Source organism: Dactylococcopsis salina PCC 8305, assembly GCF_000317615.1.
Lineage (GTDB): Bacteria > Cyanobacteriota > Cyanobacteriia > Cyanobacteriales > Rubidibacteraceae > Halothece > Halothece salina.
This window is the reverse complement of sequence record NC_019780.1, coordinates 137620-161829: the sequence shown is the minus strand read 5'-3', so window position 1 is coordinate 161829 and position 24210 is coordinate 137620. Positions and strand designations below refer to the sequence as shown.

The window sequence follows — 24210 nt, the reverse complement described above, 5'->3', positions numbered from 1 at the left end:
CTAATGTCCTAATTCCGCCGATCGAGCTTGTGCGGCTTGTACGGCTTTGATAATTGCCGATCGAAATCCTGACGCTTCTAACTCCGCCACCCCCGCGATCGTTGTACCACCAGGGCTAGTCACCCGATCTTTGAGTTGTGCGGGATGAATTTGTTCTTCTTGGAGGAGAGTCGCGGTTCCGAGAACAGTCTGTATTGCCAACTGTTGGGCGATCGAGCGCGGTAAACCCGCACTTACTCCCCCATCAGCGAGAGATTCAATCAACAGTGCTACATACGCCGGACCCGAACCCGACACCCCTGTTACCGCGTCCATTGCCGATTCTGACACTTCTACCACCTGCCCGATCGTGCTGAGAATCGTTTTCGCAAGGGTCAACTGTTCTGTTCTTAATCTCGAACCAGGGGCGATCGCGCTCATACTTGCGCCCACCGTTGCATTCGTATTCGGCATCACTCGCACCACAGGAAGGGGGTCTAATCCTGCTTCCAGTCTTAAAATAGGGATTCCAGCCAAAATCGAGATTAAAAGGGGTAAATGCTCTATATTTTCCTTTGCACCATCCCAATCAGCTTCAATACGAGGTAAAACTTGAGGCTTCACCGCCAGTAATAACACTTCGGAAGCGGACTGCATTACCTTACGATTACTATCCGTTACCTCAATCTGATAACGTTGCGCTAACTCCTCTCGTCTGTCTGAGGAAGGTTCACTCACCAAGACTGTTTCTGGAGAATACATTTTTTCTTTAATGAGGCGGGAGAGGATCGCTTCACCCATCACCCCGCCGCCAATCATTCCAAACCGTATAGACACTTTTAATTAATCAACTATCGTTTCTATGCGGTCTTATTTTAACCTACTGTGGGATTTGATCACCTTGGTTGCGCCAGTTGGTCGGATTCGGATTCATTTGGTGAACATTACTGGGATTTGGGGCTGTCAGCCCCTGCGTGCTATGAGAGTGACTGGTAACATTCACACAATCGGGAGTAAAGAGAAAAATACTTTCTCCCACACGCTCTTGATTGCCATCAATGGCAAATGTTCCACCAGCAACAAAATCCACCGCTCGTTGTGCGTCATCAGGTTCCATCATATTTAAGTTCAAAAGAACCGTTTTCCGTTTTCGTAGCGCCTGAATCACTTCTGGCATTTTCTCAAAAGACTGTGGCTCGATGACCACAATTTCATTTAATCCGTTATTTGCACCAGGCATACCAATTACATTACTTTTAGAAGTGGTGGGCATTGTTTCTCGTGTTTCTGGAGTGAACTGGGTTCGCTCTTTTAAACGACGACGAGGGGGACGTTCATTTTCTGGGGGAGGAGTCACCTCTTGCGGACGATAGTTAGTGTCCTCCATTTCTTCATCTTCATAATATTCTTCCACGTCTTCGGGTTCATTAAAACCGACAAAATCTCTTAATCTGTTGAATACGTTACTCACCGTTTTTCCTCCCTCACAAACCGATACAGCTATTAGTTTTAATTTTCGAGATTGTGTTAGCCAAGTTGACTAAAAAATCATTATTTTTGATTTGTCCTTGTTGCTAACCTGAACTTTTATGGCAATCCTAAATGAATTGTCAATCAATCCCCCCTAGCCCCCCTTCACAAGGGGGAACGGTTGATCAACTTTTTACAAATGCATTAGTTGCATCACCGTATGAAGCCCACGTTGATTTTAGTCTTGATTTTTCCAACTGAGTCCCCCCCCTCCCATCCCATTTGCCCACAAGATGGGTGAAGCTACGGCGTAACCCAACTCTACCGTTATTTTTTTTGGGTTTTGGCTGTTTTGTCAGTCTTAGGTTCGGTGAAGCTACGGCGTAATATCAGTCAGTCGTAGGTTCGGTGAAGCTACGGCGTAATATCAGTCAGTCGTAGGTTCGGTGAAGCTACCGCGTAACCCAACTCTACCGTTATTTTTTGGGTTTTGGCTCTTTTGTCAGTCAATTAGGAGAAGAATTATACTAGATTTGAGGAAGGTTTAACCGATATGGCAAGGGGGATTAAGTTATTAAAATTAAGTGGGTAGTTGCTTCTGTTTGTAGTGTTTTTATTACTTTATTTCCTAACTCAAAAACACAGGCAAATCCGAGTTTAGAGGAAGCGTTAGATATTGACTCGAATTTAATTCAAAGTAGTCCAGTTTTTAAAAAATGGGGAACAGAAATTCCCAATGTTTTAGAGGATATTCGTAATGATCCGAGTTTTAATACGAAAGTGAAATTAGGAATTGTTCAATATCCTTCTAGTGATGATCTCGGAGGCTTTCAAGTCGGTGTAGAAGATGTTTTTTTCGGAACTACAGGAATTACGGCTAATATTGGATATAGTCAAAGTTTAAATGCTGACCGCGTTCATTTTGAAGGCAATCTTTTTTACTCTCTATTTTCTCTCGGTAACTATTTTAATCTTGCTCCCGTAGTCGGTTATCATTACTTAGAGACAGAAGACTATCAGGAAGATGGACTCAATGTCGGTTTGCAATTGCGTCTGGTTTTATCTCGCACTGATGCAGCCGATATTCGTTTGACTCAAAGTTTTCTCTCCCCAGGAAAGGAGACAGAAGTCGGTTTAACCACCCTGGCGGTCGGTTATGCGGTTAGTGATCAATTGCGTTTAGGGGTAGAGATTCAAAAGCAAAATGCAGCGGTTTCTAAAGACAGTCGCGTTGGGGTTTTAACGCAGTGGCAATTTCCTTAAAAATTTAAGTACAATTCAGATCAAGCAGGCTCGGTTGTGCTATAATGTCCCATTGAATTGGGATGCAAAAAAAACTCAATCAAAAGCGATCGGGTGTTTTTTGTAAACCATGACAATTAAAGATTATTTTCAATTTCGGAGTCTGTTTGTTTCATGTCGATTTATGTTGGTAACTTACCTTATGAAGTTACAGAACAAGAGCTTAATGAAGTCTTTGCTGATTACGGAACGGTAAAGCGTGTTACGATTCCTGTGGATCGGGAAACTGGAAAAGTCCGAGGGTTTGGTTTCGTCGAGTTAGAATCTGAGTCTGAAGAAGTTTCAGCGATCGAAGTTCTCGATGGTGCAGAATGGATGGGGAGAGAGTTACGAGTAAATAAGGCTCGTCCTCGTACTGAAAACAACAATCGTAGTGGTGGAAGTGGGAGAAGAAACCGAGACGATCGATATTAAATCTGATCATAATCAATCAGAGAGAAAGGTGAAACCCCCCAAACTAGGTTGATATGCTAGGATATTAGAGAAATTTGTAGTAATTTTTCCGATTGATTAGTGCCAAGTGAATTTGTAAAACATCTAAATGTCTTCATCAACAAATAATGCCAGCAAAAACGATTCGGGTTTGCTGAGTTGGTGGAGAATTTTTTTCATGGTTAAATAATGAGGTTGTAATGAATTAAGGAGGTTAAATCTATGACCCAAGTGACGGTCGGTCAAAATGAACATATTGAGTCAGCATTGCGCCGCTTTAAGCGTCAAGTTTCCAAAGCTGGCATTTTTGCAGATATTAAGCGCACTCGTTTCCATGAGACTCCCATTGAGAAGAAAAAACGCAAAGAAATAGCACGACGTAAAAAACGATATCGTTAAAGTTCAGTTTAATATTTGTTTTGATTATTCCTCCCGCCGAGTTGCGGGGCTATTTATTTTTCTATGAGTCAATCATTATTCGATCAGTTTTCTCCTCTCTGCGCGATCGCGCCCACGCCGAAAGCGATACAAATCTTACAACCATTTTGTGCGAAAAATGGTGTTACCTTATTTGTTCCCCCTGAGTTTCAAGATCAGACGGGCGTTGTTCCCTATACCGAGAAATTAAGGGTTCATCTCCAAAGTATTTGGTCGCAGTATCGGGGAATTATTTTTGTCATGGCGACAGGGGCGGTGGTGCGTTTAATTGCGCCTTTGTTAGAGGATAAAAGCAGTGATCCTGCAATTATCGTGATGGATGAGGGGGGAGAAAATGTGATTAGTTTGTGTGGTGGTCATCAGGGGGGTGGTGAACAGTTAAGCCGTTTGTTGGCGCAGGAATTGGGCGGAAATGCGATTCTGACTGGGGCATCTGCGAGTTTGAAACTGCCAGGGGTTGATATCATGGGAAAACCCTTGCAATGGCAAAAGGGAGAGGGAGATTGGACGGCGGTTAGTCGCATGGTCGCCCATCAGCAACCTGTGAAGGTGGTTCAAGAGGTGGGATCAACGCTTTGGCAGAAAAGTCTTCCCGAAACCCATTGTTTTCAGTTTCAGGAGGGAGAGACTTCCCCACAAGCAGAAGTTTGGATCACCGATCGAGTTTCGCTTGTAAAGGCTAACCTTCCTCAAGTCTGCTGGCATCCGCGTGTGTTATGGGTGGGTTTAGGCTGTGAGAGAGGTACGGCAAAAGAGGTGATTGCTGATGCAGTGCGGACAACGTTCCAGCAGTACGGTTTCGCAGAAAAGTCGATCGCAGGGTTAGCAACGATCGAGCTAAAAGGGGATGAAGTGGGAATTTTAGCACTTGCTGAAACGAATAATTACCCCTTAAAACTGTATTCAGCAGCGGATTTAAATCAAGTGTCTGTTCCCAACCCCTCGCCAGTAGTCGCCCAAGAAGTGGGAACATCCAGTGTCGCGGAAGCGGCTGCGATTAAAGCTGCCACCCTAGAAACAGCAGGGGAAACCTCCCTTGTGGTGTCCAAACAAATCTTTAAATCCGATCACGGTGCGGTAACAGTTGCTGTCGCTCGATCGCCCCGTGAATATATTGGCAACACAGGACAACTGTATTTAGTGGGAACAGGCCCTGGAGATTTAAATCAAATTCCCCCAGCTGCCCGTAGTGCGATTACCAAAGCTGATGTGATCATTGGTTATTCTCTGTATTTAGACTTAATTCGCCCCTTACAACGTCCCGGACAAATCATTGAATCTTACGCCATCACGGAAGAAAGACAACGGGCGCAACGATCGATTTCCCTCGCAAACTGGGGATTAAATGTAGCAGTGGTTTCCTCTGGTGACATTGGGATTTATGGTATGGGGGGGCTAGTGTTTGAAGAATTGATTGCAGCGGGTTGGGATGGAAAAAGTCCAAAAGTAGCGGTATTTCCAGGCATAACCGCGATGCAAGCCGCCGCCGCCAAATTGGGAGCACCCTTGACGCACGATTTTTGTGCGATTAGTCTTAGTGACTTATTAACACCTTGGGACGTGATTGAAAAACGGTTAACCGCCGCCGCCGAAGCTGACTTTATTGTTGGATTATATAACCCTCGATCGCGCACTCGGACCGAACACATCAAAGTTGCCCATCGCATCTTAAGCGCCGATCGTTCTCCTGAAACCCCCGTTGCTTTAGTGCGTTCCATTTCCCGACCAGACGAACAAGTGATCCTCACCAACTTAAAAGAAATGTTAGAGCATCCCATTGATATGCTTACTGTGGTCATTATCGGTAATCGCACCACGAAACAACATCAGCACTGGATGATCACGCCAAGAGGATATTAACTCAAATCCATGAGTTTCTAGCTGAGAGCGGATGAATCAGGACGCTAGATAAAGCAATTTTAACTTCTTCCATGACACTTTTCCAATCATCTAAAGTGTTTTGTCGAAACAACCGCATCGTGGGATACCAAGGACTGTCATTTCTATCTAATAACCAGCGCCAGTCAGAAGCGTAACAAAGTAATGTCCAAACAGGTTTTCCTAACGCACCCGCTAAATGGACAACCGAAGTATCCACACCAATAACTAAATCTAAGGCTTGAATTGCTTTTGCTGTATCCGCGTAATTATTTAATCTTGGACTGAGATCAATTACCGATAAAGTATTCGGAAGAGTGGCTAATGCGTTAGCTTTTTCTCCCTTTTGTAAACTATAAAAACAAAAGCCTTCTAATTCTAAAAGAGGTAAGAAATCTTTTAATTGACATGACCGATGATGATCATTATTATGAGTCGGACTTCCTGCCCAAACGAAACCGATTTTTGGTAAATTAGATTTAGGTTCAGGTAATGATAAAGGTTGTTCGATTAATCCTTTTCCCAGATAGGGAATAGAGTTGGGAATCGTCTCTAATGTCGTTTGCAAAACGTAGGGAAGACTCATCAAAGGAATATAAGTATCAAACGCACTGGTGGAAATTTCTCCAGGAAGATAAATCTCATTAAGCCCTTCTACGGTTTCAAACAGTGGCTTTAAATCTTCCGTACAACATAACAACACCCGCCGACATTTTTTAGCAACTAACGGTAAATATCTGATAAACTGAATCGCATCACCAGCGCCTTGTTCGGTATGGACTAATAAAGTTTTGTTGCTGATATCTTCTCCCTGCCATTGTGGATGCGGACATTGAAAAGGAGTAAATTTTGGTGTCTTCCAGCGCCATTCTGACGCTTCCCATCCTGATAGAAACTCTCCTGCTTCTAAAAGGGTCATTCCCATATTAAAATGAGCGTCTGGAAACTCATAGCGCAGAGAAATGGCGTGACGGAAATATGCTATGGCTGTGGAAAGTTCATGGCGACGATGGTAGAGAATACCAAGATTATTATACGCCTCGGCGTAGTTAGGATCATTGGCGACAACTTCTTTTAATTCTTGAAACGCTAAGTCTGATTTTTCTTGTTCTAAATAAACCACGCCTAAGTTATAACGGGCAATGGTAAAATTTGGATCGAGTTCTAAACAGTAGAGATAATGTTTCGCTGCGGTTTCTAAGTCTCGCTGATGATAGGCTTGGTTTCCTAATTGTAGATAATCATTAATGGTGCGTGGTGTATCTGTCGGTTGTACCGTCTCCTTCAACGCTTCATCTGGGAGAACATAAGAACTTCGTAACAAGTTCTCATCCCAGTCGATGACTTCAGGAAAACGAATGTTGGGAAGGACACTCACCGCAAAAACTTCCTGTACTCCCTCTTCAAAGCGCAGGAAAGCAACCGTTTCTCCTGTGTTGATGTTAACCACCCAAACGCCACAAAAACGCGGTTCATTGCTTTTAGTGAGGGGAAGACCACTAAACACCGCCGACTCGCGCACTTGCGATAAACCAATAAAGGCAAAATCTCCCCAAAATTCGATTCCCCGTGTAAACCCTGGCACTCTGGCGATAGTTTCCCATTTTCCTGTACTTAAATCAACTTTTGCTAATGATCCATATCCAGATTCTAAAAACCACAACTGTTCTCGATACCAACGGGGAGAATGAGGCATGGAAAGCCCCCGACACAGAATCTGATTGTTACTAATGTCGATTAAAATTCCCCCATTGGCTTTATTTTTACGCCAACCGCCTGGGGTGTCGGTTTCTCCTAATGCGGTGACGTAGCGCGGTTGTTGATTTCGGATTGCTAAACCGTTAAGATGACAACGATCGGTCAGGTCATAAGCAGAAATAAAATCAGGTCGCCAACGAGGAACAAAACTATGTACTTCATCGAGGGTACATAAACAGGAAAAGCGAGTATTGATAAACCACAGTTCCTCTGCATTATTTCCCACATACGCCATCTCATGGATATCAATGTCTCCTGTAAAATGAACTTTTCGGGGAAGAAAACAGGCATCGTGACGGTTCGGCGGATCAAGTTTTTGGCTAACGGCGGGAACATTCCGTAATTCAAAAATTTGATGGGCGCTACCGAGACTGATTTTCTCACGGGTGGCGGCTAACCCCATGGGTTTTTGAAAGGTGCGGAAGTGAGTATTAATCACATTATTGTCAGCACGAAGCAGGATTAATTTTCCTGCTTGATAAGTGGAGACAACGAGAGATATCCCCAGTTGTTGGAGGAGGTAAGGAAAGTTATTGGTATGGACGCTGCGAAGGGGATGTTGTTCGGTTGCGGTGGGAGAAGAGGTCATAAAGAATTTTTATTTTTCTCTTATCGGACTATTTTTTCCAGAGAAGGCTTGTGGTGTTTCCTCAGAAGGAGAAGAAAAATTAAGCGTATCCAGTGCCTCAAGATTACTTAATGATTCTAAACTTTCCGCTTCCGAGACAAGTCCTAAGATTTTGTCATCGGAGACTGTTGGATCATTCTCAAAAGAGGAGGGAGGACGATAAGCAGTTTCTTGATCTCTAAAACTCACTTGATTTCCTGTTGATACGCGCTGTAAGTTTTCCTGAACAAATAACTGTGGCGGTTGCCAATTAAAGAGTGATGCTAACACTTTCGGTAAGGAAAATGGCAACACTAAAACGGAGTTATTGCGTTGAGAAAAGGAAGCCAGTGAGGCTTTACGCTCATAGGCTTGATTGAAGTTTCCCCGATTGAGAAAGGACAATTCTGGAATTGACATCCAAGAGGCTGGAGGAGAGGGGAGAGAGGCAAGAATTTCGGGTAAGTAGGCGAGAAAATTATTGCCTTTGACTTCTTGATTTGCATCGGCGATGGCTTCAAAGTGAATTTCGCTGGGATCAATGTTGTCTCTGGCGGCTAAGAGTTGTTTTCCAGCGTTAACTGCAATCCAGCGCGAACCTTTCCGAATGCGCCATTCAAAGTGCAAATGGGGTCCGGTTGATAAACCAGTATTCCCGACACGACCAATGACTGTTCCTTGTTCCACCCATTGTCCAGGTTGAACATGAATTTGTGAGAGGTGAGCGTAACGGGATTCGTTGTTACCATCATGTCGCAACCCGACGATTAAACCATATCCACTGGTATAGTCTGCTAAGACGACTCGCCCTGATTTGGTGGCTAAAACGGGTGTTCCTTCGGGGGCTACAAAGTCGGTTCCAGTGTGAAAGCGACGGTTTCCATAAATGGGGTGTATCCGCCAACCGTAGTTAGAACTGATTCCGACTTCTCTACTCAGAGGGAATAATAATGCTGAGTCGCCATTGCCAGGGAGTTTGAGTTGCGGTAAGTCTTCGGGAGGGGTGTAAATGCGTCTCGGTTTCTTAGTTTGAGATCGATCGGGCTGTTTAAAATCTTGAGGAAGGGGAGGCAGTTGATCGATTTCTACTAATGCTTGTTGGGAGTTGGAGTCGGTTTCCGCAAGGTTACAAGTGCCACTGGTGAGTTTACCATTTTCCACTACTGTTGTGCAGTCGTTGGATCGATCGCGCACTTCCACTCGTGGTGTGGGAAGACTGTTTTCTCCTGCTTCGGGATAGCCATTAAGATCAATAAAATCGTTAATTGCGGTGGTGGTTGTTTTCTCTTCTGGAAGTGGCGATGGTGATGGCTGTTTCTCTGGGGTTTCTGGTGTTTGATTGGGTTCTGTCGCTTCTCTGGGTTCTAATTTTACGGTTGGAGTTGAGGGTTGCTTGGGAGTAGATGGCGCTGATTCTGAGGATACCTCTGGAACTTGATTCGACTCAGAATTAACTAAGGGTTGAATCGGTTTCAGTTTTGGTTTAGATTTGGGCTTAGATTCGGGTTGAGGTTGGGATTGAGTTTTTTGTACATCAGGCTCATTTAACCGCATCGGGGGAACTGACTCGTAATCTGGCGCGGGTAATGGTTCTTTCTGCGTTTCCGAAGCCTGAATTAGTTCTAATTGGGAAGAATCGTTTTGATTGAAGCTGGGAAGCGGTTGGACAGAAGATTGTGCCATGACAATACCGCCACTGAGGAAACTTAACGGGAGTAAATATCCTAATCCTTGTAATAGTAAGAGTTGAGATTGTCCCTTAACACGGGAGGAATGGGGTGAAGTCAGTTGCTGAGTCATTTTTTCGATGGCAGCCCGATCGCGAGTGGTATTTTGTACGCCTACAGTTATTCTACCAGCGCGATCGAGCTATTTTTTCAGCTTAATCAACAAGCCTGAGCCTTATTAACAACTTTGGCTCTTTGGAACAAATACCCAGTTCCCCGTTCGGTAATAATCAATTCTGGATTTTTCGGATCAGATTCAATTTTCCCTCGTAACCGTGACACATGGACATCAACCACTCGCAAATCCCCATGTCGCTGGGGTGCATAGCCCCAAATCTGCTTTAAAATTTCGGTGCGAGAAATGGACTCTCCCGAATGACTTGCCAGTAATTCCAACAAATTATATTCTCGACCCGTCAAGCGAACTAATTCATTTCCCATATAAACCCTACGCTTATTGGTATCAATTTGTAATTGTCCCACTTGCATCACTCCCGAAGGAGGAATCGCAGCGTCAACATTCTTTTTCAATCGTCGTAAAACCGTATTAATTCTTGCTTCTAATTCTTTGGGAGAAAACGGTTTCACTAAATAATCATCAGCACCAATTTGTAAGCCTGTAATTCGATCGGCAACATCTCCCAAAGCGGTTAACATAATAATCGGAACATTCGACTCTTTTCTTAATTCTTTACAAGTAAAATAACCGTCTCCGTTGGGCATCATCACATCTAAAACCACCAAATCTGGGTCTTCTTCTGCAAATACTTTTAACGCTTGTTCACCATCGCCTGCGGTAATCACTTCATATCCCACCATCGAAAGGCGAGTTTGTAAAATTCGACGCACGGCTGCTTCGTCATCAACCACTAGAATTTTTTCCATCTGGTTTATTTCTCCTTATAAATAATGCTTCAAACTTGACTTAAACTGATCGGTTTTACTCTCTCTTTTTTATTTATTCATTCATTATTCAAGTTGGATTTGGTTTGGTTTTTTGATTGAAAAGTCCGATTAATCATAAACAGTCTCTCAAGTCAACCCCTAAGTCGTAAAGAATTATTACAAAGTGTTATCACGATGATAACATAAATTTTCAAAATGGTTAGTCAAGACAAAATTGCTTTATTTATCACAAAAAAAACAGTTTGAAAAGATATTTGTAACTTTTATTTATTATTAAGTAAGTATCCACTCTAATTTTAGTGGAGTTTTAATTCATTCTGTGAAATAAGTAGATTGTAATGAATTAACACCTGTTATCATGTTTCCCTATGACTGAGACCCGATCGTAAATTAAGGGAAAAATTTAATGCCCAATCCCTTCCTCGGTGTCAGAATCCCACCCGAAATCGAACAAGCGATTATCGATCGAATGCACCAAACTGGACAAAGCAAGTCTGATATTGTCATCGCTGCTTTAAAGCTGTACTTAGAACTTCCCTCTTGTCATCAGCGTTTGACGGAAGTAGAGGAACGTTTAGCCGAAGTCGAATCCGCACTTAATCAGGAGCATCGTGATCACTGAAACTGCTTTTACGAATCAGCCTTTAATGGGCTTTATTAATATAGATAAGCCGATCGATGTCACTTCCCATGACTGTGTAGCGAAAGTGAGACGTTGGGCGAAAATGAAACGAGTGGGACATGGTGGTACTCTTGATCCCGCAGCTACTGGCGTTTTACCCCTAGCGGTGGGAAAAGCGACTCGTTTATTACAATTTCTTCCGAATGGAAAAGCCTATCAGGCAACGATTCGTTTGGGTTGGCGTACCAGTAGCGACGATTTAGAAGGAGAGATCATTGAACAAACTTCAGCTTCTCATCTCACCTTAGATCAGGTTAAACCTCATTTACAGCAGTTTTTAGGGAAAATTATCCAAATTCCACCCGTTTACAGTGCGATTCAAAAAGATGGAAAACGATTGTATGAACTCGCCAGACAAGGAAAATCCGTTGATGTTCCGCCGCGAGAGGTAGAAATTGATCAGATTGAAATCTTAAACTGGCAGGGGGGAGAGTTTCCAGAACTCACGCTTGAGATTCGTTGCAAAAGTGGGACTTACATTCGATCGATCGCGCGAGATTTAGGAAAAGCGGTGGGAACGGGTGGCACATTATCCGCATTAAGACGAACTAAAAGCAGTGGTTTCTCTTTAGAGGATAGTTTCACACTCCCTAATTTAGAAACCGAACTCAGAGACGGAAAATTTACGCCGCTTCCCCTAGACTATCCGTTACAGCATTTAGAAAGAATTGATTTAGACTCCAACCAAGCCCGACGTTGGTGTCAAGGACAATTTGTTGTGTTATCAACCGCCAGCGATCGCCCTAGTTTTCTACGAGTCTATCGGGAAGATGGTTTATTTTTAGGGGTTGGGGAAAAAGTTCCCCCCGAAATTTTAAAACCGAAAACTGTTATGGAAGCGTGAAGTTTCAGGAAAGGAAATTTTACGGGTTTCTTTCTCCAATTGCAAAATGTATGGAAATAAATCTATGGGTTATAGCTAAATCATAGTTAGATTCTATTAATAACGAGAGTTTACAAAAGTTTACGATAAAAATTGCTGTGAAATATTGACGAGATTGCGACGTTTCAGGTATATTGACAAAAACAATAATCGATGAGGATGTTCTATCTCGCTACCAAAATAGACTCCTCTAAGACTGATTACAGCGTCCTCGATCGAGCATTTTCTAGAAAATTCTAATGACAACTGCCATGGATTTTTGTTGCAAAGAGCAAAGATTTGTAAAGAGGGGTTGACAGGATTAGGAGAATGTTATCTTTCTGTTGCTTATTATTTTCAATTAAAATTGGTCAGGATAGATGTTTGCTCACAGGGTTGATTTGAAAACCCAGAGCTAGATGGTACTGAAAAAAAATTTCGCCATCAATATTGATTATAGCATTGATTATAGCAGGAATAATATTGAAATAAATCTATGGTTTACAGCTAAATCATAGTTAGATTCTATTAATGACGAGAGTTTACAAAAGTTTACGATAAAAATTGCTGTGAAATATTGACGAGATTGCGACGTTTCAGGTATATTGACAGAAACAATAATCGATGAGGATGTTCTATGTTGCTGCCAAAATAGACTCCTCTAAGACTGATTACAGCGTCCTCGATCGAGCATTTTTTAGAAAATTCTAATGACAACTGCCATGGATTTTTGTTGCAAAGAGCAAAGATTTGTAAAGAGGGGTTGACAGAATTAGGAGAATGTTATCTTTCTGTTGCTTATTACTTTCAATTAAAATTGTTCAGGATAGACGTTTGCTCAAAGGGTTGAGTTGAGAACCCAGAGCTAGATGGTACTGAAAAAAATTTCGCCATCAATATAGATTATAGCAGATGCGGGGCGTTGTCAGGTGGAAGGATTAGCAGAACTGATGAGATCAAGGCTGCAAGCTCTAAAATGGAAACAGTGTCGAATTGTATGATTACTATTAGTTATTTTGAATTTCTCTGATCTTGGGTTAATGATTGTTCCTCCAGTAGCGGGTGGAATTATTGGTTATTTCACCAATGATATTGCTATAAAAATGCTGTTTCGTCCTTATCAACCCCTATATGTTGGGAAACAGCGTCTTCCGTTTACACCTGGTTTAATTCCCCGTAATCAAGGGAATCTCGCGAAACGGGTAGCGAATACAATTATGGGGTCACTACTAACGCCGCAGGAATTACAAAAAATTGCCCGCCGTTTGCTTGAACCAGAACGAGTAAAAAGGGCGATTTCTTGGTTATTAAAATCGTCTTTACAACAAGTTGGACAAAATAAACAAGAAAAAAGTGCTCAAGTTTTAGGAAATGTTCTCCGTGATTTATTTAGTGAGTCGTTACCCCGTTTAATTAAAGTCTTATCGAGACGGGAAGACTTTTTAGAAGCACAAATCAACCAGATTTTTGATCAAGTTCTCATTGACTTTCAATTTACGGATAATCAAGCCAAACAGTTGTCGGATTGGTTAGTGGATGTGGTACTTCCCCCGAATCGTCTGCGGTTGATTATTATTGATTTACTCACTGATCGCAATATTCAAGTCATTGATGAAACCTTCCGTGAAAAATCCAGTGGTACTTATTGGGTTGTTGCTAATTTATTTGGTCTTCGTAATACTTTAAATCGATTGCGGGCGTTTTGTTTAGATGAGAAAGAAACCGCAAATATGAGAATAGAGGAATTAGTTTTAACTCTGGAAATTCGCACTCGTCTTCGTGATTGGTTAAAAAGTTTATCTTTGCAAAATTTACCCGTTTCTACGGTGAGACAACTGCGAAAAAGTGTTCGGGAGGCGGTACAAACTTATTTACAAAACAAAGGTGCGACTTTATTACAATCTCTAGGAAGCTCGATCGATTGGGAAGATGTAGCGGTTTTAATCATTAAACGTTTACAATCTTCGGAGTCTGTGGATCAATCCTTAGAGGTAATCAGTGAGGAATTATCTCTAATTTTAGAACGATATTTAGAAGAAGAATTAGAAGCCATTGTGACGAAAGTAATTCCGATTTTATCTATTGATGAAGTCATCATTAACCGCGTTAATGCGACGACACCCGAACAGTTAGAAACAACGGTAAACTCGATCGTCAAAAATGAGTTACAAGCGATCGTAAATTTAGGAGGAATTTTAGGATTTTTAGTTGGCAGTTTACAAGCTGTCTATTTCTATTTGAGTTAATTGATTAGCCTGATCATTTCCTGATGTTAGAGAAAATTATCAATCATTAACAAAACTGTAAATGGTTTGAGGGGTGAGTCGATCGCGCACTACTGAAGGATTTTCCTGATGTTGATGCGGTTCACGATTGAGTTTAACTTGTAAGCCGCTCATCGGATCATTCCCAGAAGAAATCAAAAATTCCACTCGTTTCACCTCTTCCCAACTAGCAATTTCATCGAGAATTTTACAAATGGCAATCACATAAGGATGATCGGAATTGGTGTACCATTCCGAGGGGGCTAAATTTGCTTGATCAAACCCCAAATGGATCGTTAGATCAGGTGTGCCAAAGAGGGCGATCGCAACGGGACGAGCTTCTTCTTGAACTAAAAGGTGATAATCATTAGCCAACTCTCGCAATCGTTCTAGACGGTAATATCGATCGGTCACAGATTGTAATCGATCGCGCCAGTCAATAGCGACACTAACCAAATAAGTTTGTAATAAGAGATGACCCAGTTTTTTCGCCTTCGTTGCTAAATAAACGGAATTATAATCTGTCGCTTCAATCAACAAGGGAACACGCTCGGAAATTTCCAAACCATATCCTTTCAAACCAGCAATTTTGCGAGGATTATTGGTAATGAGACGAATCTGTTTCACTCCCAAATCATTAAGCATTTGCGCTCCCATGCCATAATCTCTTAAATCCGCAGGAAAACCCAAACGCTCGTTTGCTTCTACGGTATCTAACCCCATATCCTGAAGCGAATAGGCTTTTAACTTGTTAACCAAACCAATCCCACGCCCTTCTTGACGCAAATAAACAACCACTCCTTTTCCTGCATTTTCAATCATTTTGAGAGCGGCTTGTAATTGCATTCGACAGTCACAGCGCATCGATCCTAAAGCATCCCCAGTGAGACATTCTGAGTGCATTCGCACCATTACGGGTTCATCTTTGAATGTACTCGGATCACCTTTGACAATGGCAATATGTTCGGTGTCGTCTAATTGATTGCGATAGGCGTAAATTTGAAATTCCCCAAACTGGGTTGGTAACTGACAAATTGTTTCTCTGTACACAAACCGATCGTGCTGTAAACGATAACTAATTAAATCTGCAATACTAATCAATTTCAGGTTATGCTTTTTCGCATATTCCCCCAATTCTGGTAAACGTGCCATTGAGCCATCAGGGTTTTGAATTTCACAGATCACACCAGCAGGGGTCAAACCCGATAATCGGCACAAATCCACCGCCGCTTCTGTATGTCCAGCCCGTTTTAAGACTCCCCCTTCTTTCGCTCGAATGGGAAACACATGACCCGGACGGGCTAAATCTTCTGGGTGAGAAGTGGGATTAATCGCAATTTGAATGGTACGAGCGCGATCTTCTGCGGAAATTCCCGTGGTTGTTCCTAAATGTTTCGCCGCGTCAATGCTAACGGTAAACGCCGTTTGGTTCGTATCTGTATTTTTACTCACCATTAAAGGTAAATCAAGCTCATCTAAACGATTTCCAGTCATGGCGAGACAGATCAAACCTCTTGCTTCTACCGCCATAAAGTTAATCATCGCAGGAGTAGCAAATTGAGCAGAACAAATGAGATCGCCTTCATTTTCGCGATTTTCGTCATCTACGACGACTAAAGGGCGACCATTACGGAAGTCTTGGAGAGCTTCTTCTATGGGGTCAAATTCAATGGAATAGGTTGCTTGCGAGTCCACTATCAAGGATTAAACGCTTCTATGTAAAGTTTTTTAACAGATCGTTCTCATTGTATCCTGTTTAGCAGTCCGATCGCTAGGAGGCTATTATTTAGGACGAAACTGTTTCCCGATCGCACTAACTAGAGTCTCTCGCGGTAACAAACGAGGAAGGGTAGCAATCACCTGATTAAAAACGCCGCCAGTGATCACAGTGGCTTGTTTTTTCTCAAACCCTTCTAAAGCGGTTTCTACTACGTCTTCTGGGGAAGCATTATTACTTTTCCCTGATTCTGTGTCGGAACGGGTGGGAAAATTAGCAGTTTTGAAAAATTCGGTTTCTGTTGGCCCTGGACAAATACAACTGACTGTGATGCCAGCGTCTTGATTTTCTGCCCACAGTGCTTCGCTAAAACTTAACACAAAGGCTTTTGTCGCGGCGTAAATGGACATATAAGGAATCGGTTGAAAGCCAGCAACAGAAGCAATGTTGATGATTCCCCCTTCTTTTCGATCGCGCATGGGAGTTAAAAAGAGATGAGTCAAAGCGGTTAACGCCGCAATATTGAGTTGAATCATCTGTAACTGTTTATCCAAAGCGGTTTCTGCAAATAAGCCATAATCACCAAACCCCGCATTATTCACCAGTAAATCAACTTGTAGTCCTTTTGCGGTGACGGTATCAAATACAGTTTGGGAAGCATTCGCGATCGTTAAATCTTGAGTGATCACTTCGGTTGTAATTTGATGATCTCTTTCCAATTGTTCGGCGAGTTGTTCTAGTTTCTCTTGAGAACGAGCCACTAAAATCAGATTATATTTGCGTTTGGCGAGTGCTTTGGCAAAAGCCGCACCGATTCCCAGTGATGCGCCAGTAATAAGAGCAGTTTTCATGGGTAATATTATTTGTAAAGTTTTTTTAAGTTTACCAAAAGTTATCTAGGAGTTACGTTTGCCCCCTAAATCCCCCAATTCTGGGGGACTTGATCAGTCGTAGGTTGGGTGAGAACCCAACCAATCACCTATCAGTCGTAGGTTGGGTGATAACCCAACAAATCACCTATTAGCCCCCTAAATCCCCCAATTCTGGGGGACTTGATCAGTCGTAGGTTGGGTGAGAACCCAACAAATTACCTATCAGTCGTAGGTTGAGTGATAACCCAACCAATCACCTATCAGTCGTAGGTTGGGTGATAACCCAACAAATTACCCATCAGTTAGGTGGAGTTGGGTTTCGTTACCTCCACCCAACCTACGTTTTTGTCCTTTGGGTTTCGTTACCTCCACCCAACCTACATTTTTGTCCTTTGTCTTTCGTTACCTCCACCCAACCTACTGAGATCATGGAGTGAGTAAACGCTGATTGCTTAAATATCCATCTTCTAGGTGAATGGTGCGATCGGCGACATCTAAAATCCGATTATCATGGGTAACCAGCAGAATCGCGCAACCCTGTTCTCGTGCCAATTTTTGCATCACTTCCACAACGGCTCGTCCTGATTTTCCATCGAGGGCTGCGGTGGGTTCGTCTGCTAAAATCATTTTGGGATGACTGACTAAGGCTCTAGCAATGGCAACTCGCTGTTTTTGTCCTCCCGAAAGATAGTGAGGATGATAATGAGCGCGATCGCTCAATCCCACTGCGGTTAACATTTCAAAAGACAGTGTTTTCGCCTCTTTTTCTGAAACGGGATGTAATTCCATCGCCATTTGGACATTTTGTTGCGCGGTGAGACAATCCAACAAATTATGTCCTTGAAAAATATAACCGATGTAGCGCCGCACCTCAATTAACTGCTTTTTCTTAGCACCAACTAACTCTTTTCCTAACACTTTCAAACTACCCGTTTGTGCCGATCGCAAGCCACCGATTAGGGTTAAAAGTGTAGTTTTTCCCGAGCCAGAGGGACCCGTCATAATCACAATTTCCCCAGCAGTTAGGGTTAAATTGATATCAAATAAAGTTTGTTTCTTTAATTTTCCTTCCCCATAAAAGTGGGAAACATTTTCTAATCTAATTAAAGATTCACTACCCATTGTTTTCATCCTGAACTTTAGGTTTTAAAAAATATCAGCCGGATCAGCTTTTTCTAAGCGTCGCACCGCGATCGCCCCTGAAAATGTACACATAACAACTGTTAAAACAAAAACCGTTCCCAACCGAGTTACTGTCATTACAATCGGTAATCCTGTTGCTTGTAAGGTTAACTGATATAAAACGGTTGCGATTCCAGCGCTAGGAATAAAGCCTAAAACCGCTAAAATTAACGCCTCTTGAAACACTAAACTTAGGAAATAACGATCTCGATATCCCATCGCTTTTAGGGTTGCGTATTCAGGAAGATGATCAGAAACATCAGTGTAAAGAATCTGATAAACAATGACAATGCCAACAACTAAACCAATGGCTGTTCCTAAAGTAAAAATAAACCCGATCGCGGTGCTATTTTGCCAATAAGACTTCTCATGATCCATAAACTCTTCTTTAGAAAAAACTTGAACATCATCGGGAAGAATTTGACGAACTTTGGCTAAAACTACGTCTAAATTAGCATCATCACTAACCCTTAAAACACCAATTTCTATAAGCCCCTGTTCACCGCCAGCAATGCGAAGAAAGTTGCTTTCGCTAGTAATGATGTTACCATCTGCGCCAAAAGATGCGCCCAGTTCAAATAATCCTCCTACCGTCACCTGTTGTTCACTAACTTCTGTTTTAACAACTTTATTTTCTGCATATAATTGCGCGATCGGACCAAATTCGGAACGAGATTTTTTATCAAATAAAACATAATCTTCTAGTTTTAGTATTTCCTTATTTTCCTCAAAATTCGGCAGATTTAAAACCTGATCCGAGGGATCAATTCCAATGACCATAATCCCTCTTGTATTTTTATCGATCGGATTTTTCCACAAAGCAAAATTAATATAAATAGGAGACATTGATTCCACACCTTCTACCGCAAGCGCTTGATACATTCGACGTTGAGAAAACCGATCTAAACCAATTAGCGCTGTCGATTGAGAACTCATTAAAAAAATGTCTCCTTCAATGCGTTTATGAAGTGTAATTGCGCTTTCAAAAAGTGCAGCCCGAAAGCCTAACTGTAAAAACATTAAGATATCCGCAAACCCAATTCCAGCTAAAGCAATGAGTAAGCGAATTTTACTATGAGAAATTTGTAACCAAGAAAGAGAAATTGACATATCTTTTAATTTGTGTTGGGCTTCGTTTCCCTCCACCCATTGCAGTGACCAGTGGCCAGTGATCAGTGATCAGTGATCAGTGATCAGTGACCAATGTAGAGACGTTCCATGGAACGTCTCCCAGTAACCAGTGACCAGTGAACAAATAACGAATAACAAATAACGAATAACGAATATTGTTGTTGGGTTTCGTTTCCCTCCACCCATTGCAGTGACCAGTGACCAGTGATCAGTGATCAGTAATCAGTGAACAAATAACGAATAACGAATAACGAATAACGAATATTGTTGTTGGGTTTCGTTTCCCTCCACCCAACCTACTTTTTACTACTACTTTTTATCTTTTCCCCCCAAACTTGGGGGTTAGGGGGCGAAGGCGAAAGAATTTATAAAATATAAATCCTAATCATCTGTATCAATTCTAACTAAAACTTGAGCATTTGTTAATCCTTTTACCACTTGACTTGATGCGGGGCTGAGTTCTATTTCTACTTCAATGACTCGGACATCAACATTCGCGGCTGGATCACTACTTAAAACATCTTTTTTGCCAATTTTCAAACCAATTTGACTGACTTTTCCGCTTAATTCTTCCTCAAAACTATTACTTTCAGAAGTAAGCGTTGCCACTTGTCCAAGTTTAACTCTCCTAATATCACTTTCGTAAACTTCTGCAACTGCTACCATTTTTTCCGTATTTCCTAACTGAATAATGCCTTCAGTTTCACTGACAACTTCACCAGCATCAGTGTTTATTTCTATAATTTGTCCCTTTCTTGGTGCAGTAATTTTTGATAATTCTAAATCCGCTTTTGCTTGTTCTAAAGAGGCGATCGCGCTTTGCAATTGCGCTTCTGCTTCCTGTAGATCAACAGGTCTAATTTCTGTAATTTCTTCAAGGGTTGCTTCGGCTTCTAAAATCTGTTTTTCTAAAGTATTAATTGTTTTATCTCTGGTGGTTATTGCTTCTTGATACCTTTCCCTAGCCGTCTCTAAATCTAGCCGTCTTTGATCTAATTCCGATCGAGAAATTGCGCCTTCTGCTGCTAAAAATTCATATCGTTCTAACTCAGCTTTTGCGGTGCGAAACTCAGCTTTTAAGCGTTCAATGGTTGCAGTTTGTGTCGCTTTTTCTCCCGTTAATTCTGCCTTTAAACGTTCAATAGTTGCTTTTTGGGCGTTAATTGTTCCTTGTTGCGCCCCTGCTTGGATTTTAGCTAAACGCGATCGAGCGACAGCCACTTCTTGCTGTGCTTTGGTTACGGCTGCTTTGCGGATGGGAAAACTATCTAAAATCGCAATCACTGATCCCGCTTCTACCGTCTCCCCTTCCGTCACTAATAATTCTTCAACCCGCGCCGATCGTTGCGAAGTCGAAACTTGTATCACTTCCCCTTTTGGTTCAAGCCGTCCTAAAGCAGTTACTCTCGTTACTTTTGGTAAAGATTGAGAAATAGGAGGAGATTGAGTTTCAGAGTTGTCTTCAGCTTGAAGACGATAAACAATCACCATTCCCATTACCGTAATTACCGAAAGCGGCAGCGCGATCGTCCATCTTTTCCATTTTACGTCCACATCCATGAGCTTATTTAGGTTCTTGAGATTTCTGATCAATTATATCGGTGCGGGAAGTCCACCATCCCAGACTACCGAACATAACTGATCATTTGCCACGTTACAGTTGAATTGGTCTAATGGGAATAGATAGATTAATCAGTATGCAAATCAAATGGACGTTAGACAAGGCTTTGTTGGTACAGTTGGCAATACACCCTTAATTCGTCTCAATCGTTTAAGTGACGAAACAGGATGTGAAATTTTAGGAAAAGCAGAATTTCTTAATCCAGGTGGTTCAGTTAAAGACCGTGCAGCGCTTTATATTATTAAAGATGCAGAAGAGAAAGGACTACTCAAACCTGGTGGAGTCGTTGTCGAAGGAACAGCAGGTAATACAGGAATCGGTTTAGCGCATATTTGCAACGCAAAAGGTTATAAATGCTTGATTATTATCCCTGAAACCCAATCGCAGGAAAAAATTGACGCTTTACGCACATTAGGCGCAGAAGTGAAAACTGTTCCCGCCGTTCCCTATCGTGACCCTAACAATTATATTAAAGTATCTGGACGCATTGCAGAAGAAACAGAAAACGCCATCTGGGCGAACCAATTTGATAATTTAGCCAACCGACGCGCTCACTACGAAACCACCGCGCCAGAAATTTGGCAACAGACTGATGGTAAAATCAATGTCTGGGTAGCGGCGACGGGTACTGGCGGAACTTATGCTGGTGCTTCGATGTACTTTAAGGAGGTGAATCCTGAGATTAAATGTATTGTCGCTGATCCAATGGGAAGTGGCTTGTATAGTTATGTAAAAACGGGAGAAATTAATACTGAAGGCGGTTCAATTACTGAGGGAATTGGGAATAGTCGGATTACCGCTAATATGCAGGGAGCGCCCACCGATGATGCGATTCAGATTGATGATCCCACCTGTGTGAAGATGGTCTATCGGTTACTGTATGAAGAGGGGCTGTTTATGGGTGGCTCGGTGGGAATTAATGTCGCGGCTGCCTATGCTTTAGCGAAGGAAATGGGACCGGGACAGACGATCGTCACTATTCTTTGTGATAGTGGCACTCGTTATCAGTCTCGCCTCTATAACTCAGAATGGTTGGAGGCTAAGGGTTTATTACCTAACTAATTAGGGGTTGCTGAAAAAGTCCATTGGTTGGTTGAGTAAGGCAAAAGGCAAAAGGCAAAAGGCAAGAGTGTTGATTGATCGGTAGGAGTTTAAGGGGTTGATGCAAGGTGCGTGACGATTGAACAATCAATGAACTTGCATTTTTACCTTAACTTAATCGCCTTAAATCCTTATTTGGTAAAACTTTCAGTTTCCTAACAGGAGGCATTAATTATAAAGTCCCCCAGAATTGAGGAGCGACTCCGCGGAACTTGGTTCCGCAAGGGAACGCGCGATGATGGGGGATTTAGGGGGCAAATGTGTAATTTCTGAACATTTAAACCCAAACGCTGGATTGTGCCAAAATGGGGTCGATCGGTTGGTTGTGTTCATCGACAAAAACAATGGAGGGAGAATGAGTTTTGACTTCTTCTGGGGTGAGTAATCCGTAGCTGAGGATAATCAGTCGATCGTTCACTTCTCCAGAGCGAGCGGCTGCGCCATTTAATTCGATGCGCCCTGAGTTGGCTTCAAGGGCGATCGCATAGGTCATTAATCTCGCTCCTGTGGTGATATTAAGCACTTGTACTTGTTCATAGGGGTTAATGTTCGACGCATCCAATAAGTTTTGATCAATCCCAACACTACCCATATAATTTAGATTACTATCACTGACGCGACAGTTATGGATTTTCCCCAAAAGAAACGTTCGCTGCATAGGCGATTGTTTAACCTCAATTACTGTTGCTTTATTTGTCTATTTTATCCGATATCAGTTACCAGTTGTCTTTTGTTATCCAATGACCAATTACTAATGACTAATAACCAATAACAAATAACGAATAACGAATTACAAAACACTGATTAAACTTTCTCGATGGCGTAAAATTAACTCGCCAAAGATTAATATCCCGACGAGAATAAATAAAATTCCCATACTTCGTTCTAATACTTTTTGCGAGAGACGATTAGCAACAATTGACCCGAATTGTGCGCCCACTAAGACACCTGGTGCGGTAAAAATCACTAAATTAATCACTGTATTGAGATTGTCTCCTCCCGCTTGTATGAAGTGAAAAACATGACCAATGGAAGCAATTAAAGCAGTAATAGCGACAATAAAAACACTGGTTGCAACCGCAACTTTGCTGGGAACACGACAGCGTTGAATCAGGAAAAATCCATTGAGTTCTCCTAATCCTGTGGATACCATCCCAATAAATAAGCCACCAATACTAATTAATAATCTTCCTTCCGTTCGATCGCTAATTGTATAACAAAACGTTTCTCCAGTATTAGCAGTAATGCAGGTTTCTGGTTCTTTATTTTCAAAATTGGTATTGTTTTTATCAAGTAATTCTACCGTTTCCTCTTGCGGTGATCTCAGGAAACTGGTGGCAATCACAAATAATCCCACACTGAGAATGGTTTTGAGAATATCTGAAGGAATAAAACCAGCAACCCAAGTTCCCAATAAAGCAGTAGGAATACTAAACATTAACAACATCCTACCTAACTTATAATCGATCAATCCCTTTTTAATGTAAGCATACAAACCACTACTAAATCCGAATACTTCAGTAATTAAACCCGTTCCAATTGCGACAGCAGTGGGTAACTTTAATCCTAAAAGAAATAAAGGGGTAAAAAAGGTTGCTCCTTCCACACCAGAAGCCATCGCGATCGTTGCAATAATAACAGAAATGGGAAACATATACCAATACTCTAAACTCATCAATAACTCCTTAATTGTTTTAATTTGCTTGACTTGAGTGTAAAGAAAGCGGCTTAAATTCTCCTGAGAACAAAGCGTTTCCCAAAAATTAATCAGTTTCTCAGTAAATCCTAAGTTTTAGCTTTTAAGCAGGTGTACAGAATAAATTGCCGATTTACAATCCTCAAAAGCACGGCACTGCTTGGCTTTCCCAGTTGGCGGATGTGGAATTCATTTGGCATAGGTGCTTAAAAGACTCTCCTTAATTTGTAGGTTGGGTGAAGAGAAGCGAAACCCAACAACAATCAGTCATTGGTCATTAGTCATTGGAAAACAAAGGACAAAGGACGAAGGACGAAGGACGAAAACGTAGGTTGGGTGAAGAGAAGTGAAACCCAACCCCACCTAATACGTTTTTACTTAAATTCCCCCAAACTTGGGGGTTAGGGGGCGACATTTCCCCGAAAATTGGGGTGAGATCAGGTTCAGGTAGTTGCTTATAATTGGCGTTGGGTTTCGTTACCTCCACCCAACCTACGCTTCTTATAATTGGCGTTGGGTTTCGTTACCTCCACCCAACCTACATTTTTGTCCTTTGTCCTTTGTTTTCCCATGACTAATGACCAA

At 42.0% G+C, this 24210-nt stretch carries 20 protein-coding genes; 8 read left to right on the top strand and 12 right to left on the bottom strand.

The annotated features are described in order from the left end of the window. Together proC and DACSA_RS00930 are read right to left on the bottom strand one after the other, a co-directional pair. Positions 1 to 816, bottom strand: a complete 816-nt coding sequence (proC, locus tag DACSA_RS00935; protein WP_015227983.1) for a pyrroline-5-carboxylate reductase — start codon at positions 814 to 816, stop codon at positions 1 to 3. Between the two features lie 43 nt (positions 817 to 859). Then, positions 860 to 1450: a cell division protein SepF gene (locus DACSA_RS00930; protein ID WP_015227982.1), complete on the bottom strand. Its 591-nt coding sequence runs from the start codon at positions 1448 to 1450 to the stop codon at positions 860 to 862. Positions 1451 to 2229: 779 nt separating this feature from the next. Between DACSA_RS00930 and DACSA_RS00925 the strand changes: the two genes are divergently transcribed. From DACSA_RS00925 to cobJ, 4 genes are all read left to right on the top strand, one after another. Continuing rightward, positions 2230 to 2712, top strand: a complete 483-nt coding sequence (locus DACSA_RS00925; protein ID WP_232225138.1) for a hypothetical protein — start codon at positions 2230 to 2232, stop codon at positions 2710 to 2712. 153 nt (positions 2713 to 2865) lie between these two features. Then, positions 2866 to 3165 carry an RNA recognition motif domain-containing protein gene (locus tag DACSA_RS00920; protein WP_015227980.1) on the top strand — a complete coding sequence of 100 codons (300 nt, stop codon included), beginning with the start codon at positions 2866 to 2868 and terminating at the stop codon, positions 3163 to 3165. 240 nt (positions 3166 to 3405) lie between these two features. Then, positions 3406 to 3582: a 30S ribosomal protein S21 gene (gene rpsU / locus DACSA_RS00915; RefSeq protein ID WP_015227979.1), complete on the top strand. Its 177-nt coding sequence runs from the start codon at positions 3406 to 3408 to the stop codon at positions 3580 to 3582. Between the two features lie 63 nt (positions 3583 to 3645). Continuing rightward, a complete protein-coding gene (gene cobJ / locus DACSA_RS00910) occupies positions 3646 to 5481 on the top strand; it encodes a precorrin-3B C(17)-methyltransferase (protein ID WP_015227978.1) in 1836 nt (611 codons plus the stop codon). A gap of 1 nt (position 5482) precedes the next feature. Here cobJ and DACSA_RS00905 read toward each other — a convergent pair whose 3' ends face one another. The 3 genes from DACSA_RS00905 to rpaB all read right to left on the bottom strand — a co-directional run bounded on the left by DACSA_RS00905 (position 5483) and on the right by rpaB (position 10476). Beyond that, positions 5483 to 7846: a TIGR03032 family protein gene (locus DACSA_RS00905; RefSeq protein WP_015227977.1), complete on the bottom strand. Its 2364-nt coding sequence runs from the start codon at positions 7844 to 7846 to the stop codon at positions 5483 to 5485. Positions 7847 to 7855: 9 nt separating this feature from the next. After that, the gene (locus tag DACSA_RS18115; RefSeq protein ID WP_015227976.1) at positions 7856 to 9664 is read right to left on the bottom strand and encodes a peptidoglycan DD-metalloendopeptidase family protein; all 1809 of its coding nucleotides are present in this window, start codon (positions 9662 to 9664) and stop codon (positions 7856 to 7858) included. 86 nt (positions 9665 to 9750) lie between these two features. After that, entirely contained in the window at positions 9751 to 10476 is a 726-nt protein-coding gene (rpaB, locus tag DACSA_RS00895) for a response regulator transcription factor RpaB (RefSeq protein WP_015227975.1), read from the bottom strand. A gap of 427 nt (positions 10477 to 10903) precedes the next feature. On the opposite strand from rpaB, the gene DACSA_RS00890 reads away from it, so the two are divergent. From DACSA_RS00890 to DACSA_RS00880, 3 genes are all read left to right on the top strand, one after another. Further along, a complete protein-coding gene (locus DACSA_RS00890) occupies positions 10904 to 11119 on the top strand; it encodes a hypothetical protein (protein WP_015227974.1) in 216 nt (71 codons plus the stop codon). Next, the gene (gene truB / locus DACSA_RS00885) at positions 11109 to 12023 is read left to right on the top strand and encodes a tRNA pseudouridine(55) synthase TruB (RefSeq protein WP_015227973.1); all 915 of its coding nucleotides are present in this window, start codon (positions 11109 to 11111) and stop codon (positions 12021 to 12023) included. The genes DACSA_RS00890 and truB overlap by 11 nt, the downstream gene beginning before the upstream one ends. Before the next feature lie 1058 nt (positions 12024 to 13081). Further along, positions 13082 to 14287, top strand: a complete 1206-nt coding sequence (locus tag DACSA_RS00880; RefSeq protein WP_015227972.1) for a DUF445 domain-containing protein — start codon at positions 13082 to 13084, stop codon at positions 14285 to 14287. 39 nt (positions 14288 to 14326) lie between these two features. Here the strand turns inward: DACSA_RS00880 and ribBA are convergent, their stop codons facing one another. From ribBA to DACSA_RS00855, 5 genes are all read right to left on the bottom strand, one after another. Further along, complete coding sequence (gene ribBA, locus DACSA_RS00875; RefSeq protein ID WP_015227971.1) at positions 14327 to 16000, bottom strand: bifunctional 3,4-dihydroxy-2-butanone-4-phosphate synthase/GTP cyclohydrolase II; 1674 nt, start codon at positions 15998 to 16000, stop codon at positions 14327 to 14329. An 87-nt stretch (positions 16001 to 16087) separates the two neighbouring features. Next, positions 16088 to 16873: an SDR family NAD(P)-dependent oxidoreductase gene (locus DACSA_RS00870; protein ID WP_015227970.1), complete on the bottom strand. Its 786-nt coding sequence runs from the start codon at positions 16871 to 16873 to the stop codon at positions 16088 to 16090. Between the two features lie 447 nt (positions 16874 to 17320). Then, positions 17321 to 18016, bottom strand: coding sequence for a DevA family ABC transporter ATP-binding protein (locus DACSA_RS00865; RefSeq protein ID WP_015227969.1), 696 nt, complete (start codon positions 18014 to 18016; stop codon positions 17321 to 17323). A 24-nt stretch (positions 18017 to 18040) separates the two neighbouring features. After that, positions 18041 to 19186: an ABC transporter permease DevC gene (gene devC, locus DACSA_RS00860; protein WP_041235235.1), complete on the bottom strand. Its 1146-nt coding sequence runs from the start codon at positions 19184 to 19186 to the stop codon at positions 18041 to 18043. A 402-nt stretch (positions 19187 to 19588) separates the two neighbouring features. Beyond that, the gene (locus tag DACSA_RS00855; RefSeq protein ID WP_015227967.1) at positions 19589 to 20767 is read right to left on the bottom strand and encodes an efflux RND transporter periplasmic adaptor subunit; all 1179 of its coding nucleotides are present in this window, start codon (positions 20765 to 20767) and stop codon (positions 19589 to 19591) included. Positions 20768 to 20915: 148 nt separating this feature from the next. Between DACSA_RS00855 and DACSA_RS00850 the strand changes: the two genes are divergently transcribed. Next, on the top strand, positions 20916 to 21890 hold the full coding sequence (locus DACSA_RS00850) for a cysteine synthase A (protein WP_015227966.1): 975 nt from the start codon (positions 20916 to 20918) through the stop codon (positions 21888 to 21890). 316 nt (positions 21891 to 22206) lie between these two features. On the opposite strand, the gene panD is transcribed toward DACSA_RS00850, so the two are convergent. Both panD and DACSA_RS00840 read right to left on the bottom strand, forming a co-directional pair. Beyond that, the gene (panD, locus tag DACSA_RS00845; protein WP_015227965.1) at positions 22207 to 22587 is read right to left on the bottom strand and encodes an aspartate 1-decarboxylase; all 381 of its coding nucleotides are present in this window, start codon (positions 22585 to 22587) and stop codon (positions 22207 to 22209) included. A 132-nt stretch (positions 22588 to 22719) separates the two neighbouring features. Beyond that, a complete protein-coding gene (locus DACSA_RS00840) occupies positions 22720 to 23604 on the bottom strand; it encodes a sulfite exporter TauE/SafE family protein (protein ID WP_015227964.1) in 885 nt (294 codons plus the stop codon). Between the last annotated feature and the right edge of the window lie 606 nt (positions 23605 to 24210).

Excerpts from the sequence above, each read along its gene's own strand:
- DACSA_RS00920 (WP_015227980.1), top strand. The coding sequence starts at position 2,866 with ATGTCGATTTATGTTGGTAACTTACCTTATGAAGTTACAGAACAAGAG.
- rpsU (WP_015227979.1), top strand. The coding sequence starts at position 3,406 with ATGACCCAAGTGACGGTCGGTCAAAATGAACATATTGAGTCAGCATTG.
- cobJ (WP_015227978.1), top strand. The coding sequence starts at position 3,646 with ATGAGTCAATCATTATTCGATCAGTTTTCTCCTCTCTGCGCGATCGCG.
- DACSA_RS00905 (WP_015227977.1), bottom strand. The coding sequence starts at position 7,846 with ATGACCTCTTCTCCCACCGCAACCGAACAACATCCCCTTCGCAGCGTC.
- DACSA_RS18115 (WP_015227976.1), bottom strand. The coding sequence starts at position 9,664 with ATGACTCAGCAACTGACTTCACCCCATTCCTCCCGTGTTAAGGGACAA.
- rpaB (WP_015227975.1), bottom strand. The coding sequence starts at position 10,476 with ATGGAAAAAATTCTAGTGGTTGATGACGAAGCAGCCGTGCGTCGAATT.
- DACSA_RS00890 (WP_015227974.1), top strand. The coding sequence starts at position 10,904 with ATGCCCAATCCCTTCCTCGGTGTCAGAATCCCACCCGAAATCGAACAA.
- DACSA_RS00880 (WP_015227972.1), top strand. The coding sequence starts at position 13,082 with ATGATTGTTCCTCCAGTAGCGGGTGGAATTATTGGTTATTTCACCAAT.
- DACSA_RS00870 (WP_015227970.1), bottom strand. The coding sequence starts at position 16,873 with ATGAAAACTGCTCTTATTACTGGCGCATCACTGGGAATCGGTGCGGCT.
- DACSA_RS00865 (WP_015227969.1), bottom strand. The coding sequence starts at position 18,016 with ATGGGTAGTGAATCTTTAATTAGATTAGAAAATGTTTCCCACTTTTAT.
- devC (WP_041235235.1), bottom strand. The coding sequence starts at position 19,186 with ATGTCAATTTCTCTTTCTTGGTTACAAATTTCTCATAGTAAAATTCGC.
- DACSA_RS00855 (WP_015227967.1), bottom strand. The coding sequence starts at position 20,767 with ATGGATGTGGACGTAAAATGGAAAAGATGGACGATCGCGCTGCCGCTT.
- DACSA_RS00850 (WP_015227966.1), top strand. The coding sequence starts at position 20,916 with ATGGACGTTAGACAAGGCTTTGTTGGTACAGTTGGCAATACACCCTTA.
- panD (WP_015227965.1), bottom strand. The coding sequence starts at position 22,587 with ATGCAGCGAACGTTTCTTTTGGGGAAAATCCATAACTGTCGCGTCAGT.
- DACSA_RS00840 (WP_015227964.1), bottom strand. The coding sequence starts at position 23,604 with ATGAGTTTAGAGTATTGGTATATGTTTCCCATTTCTGTTATTATTGCA.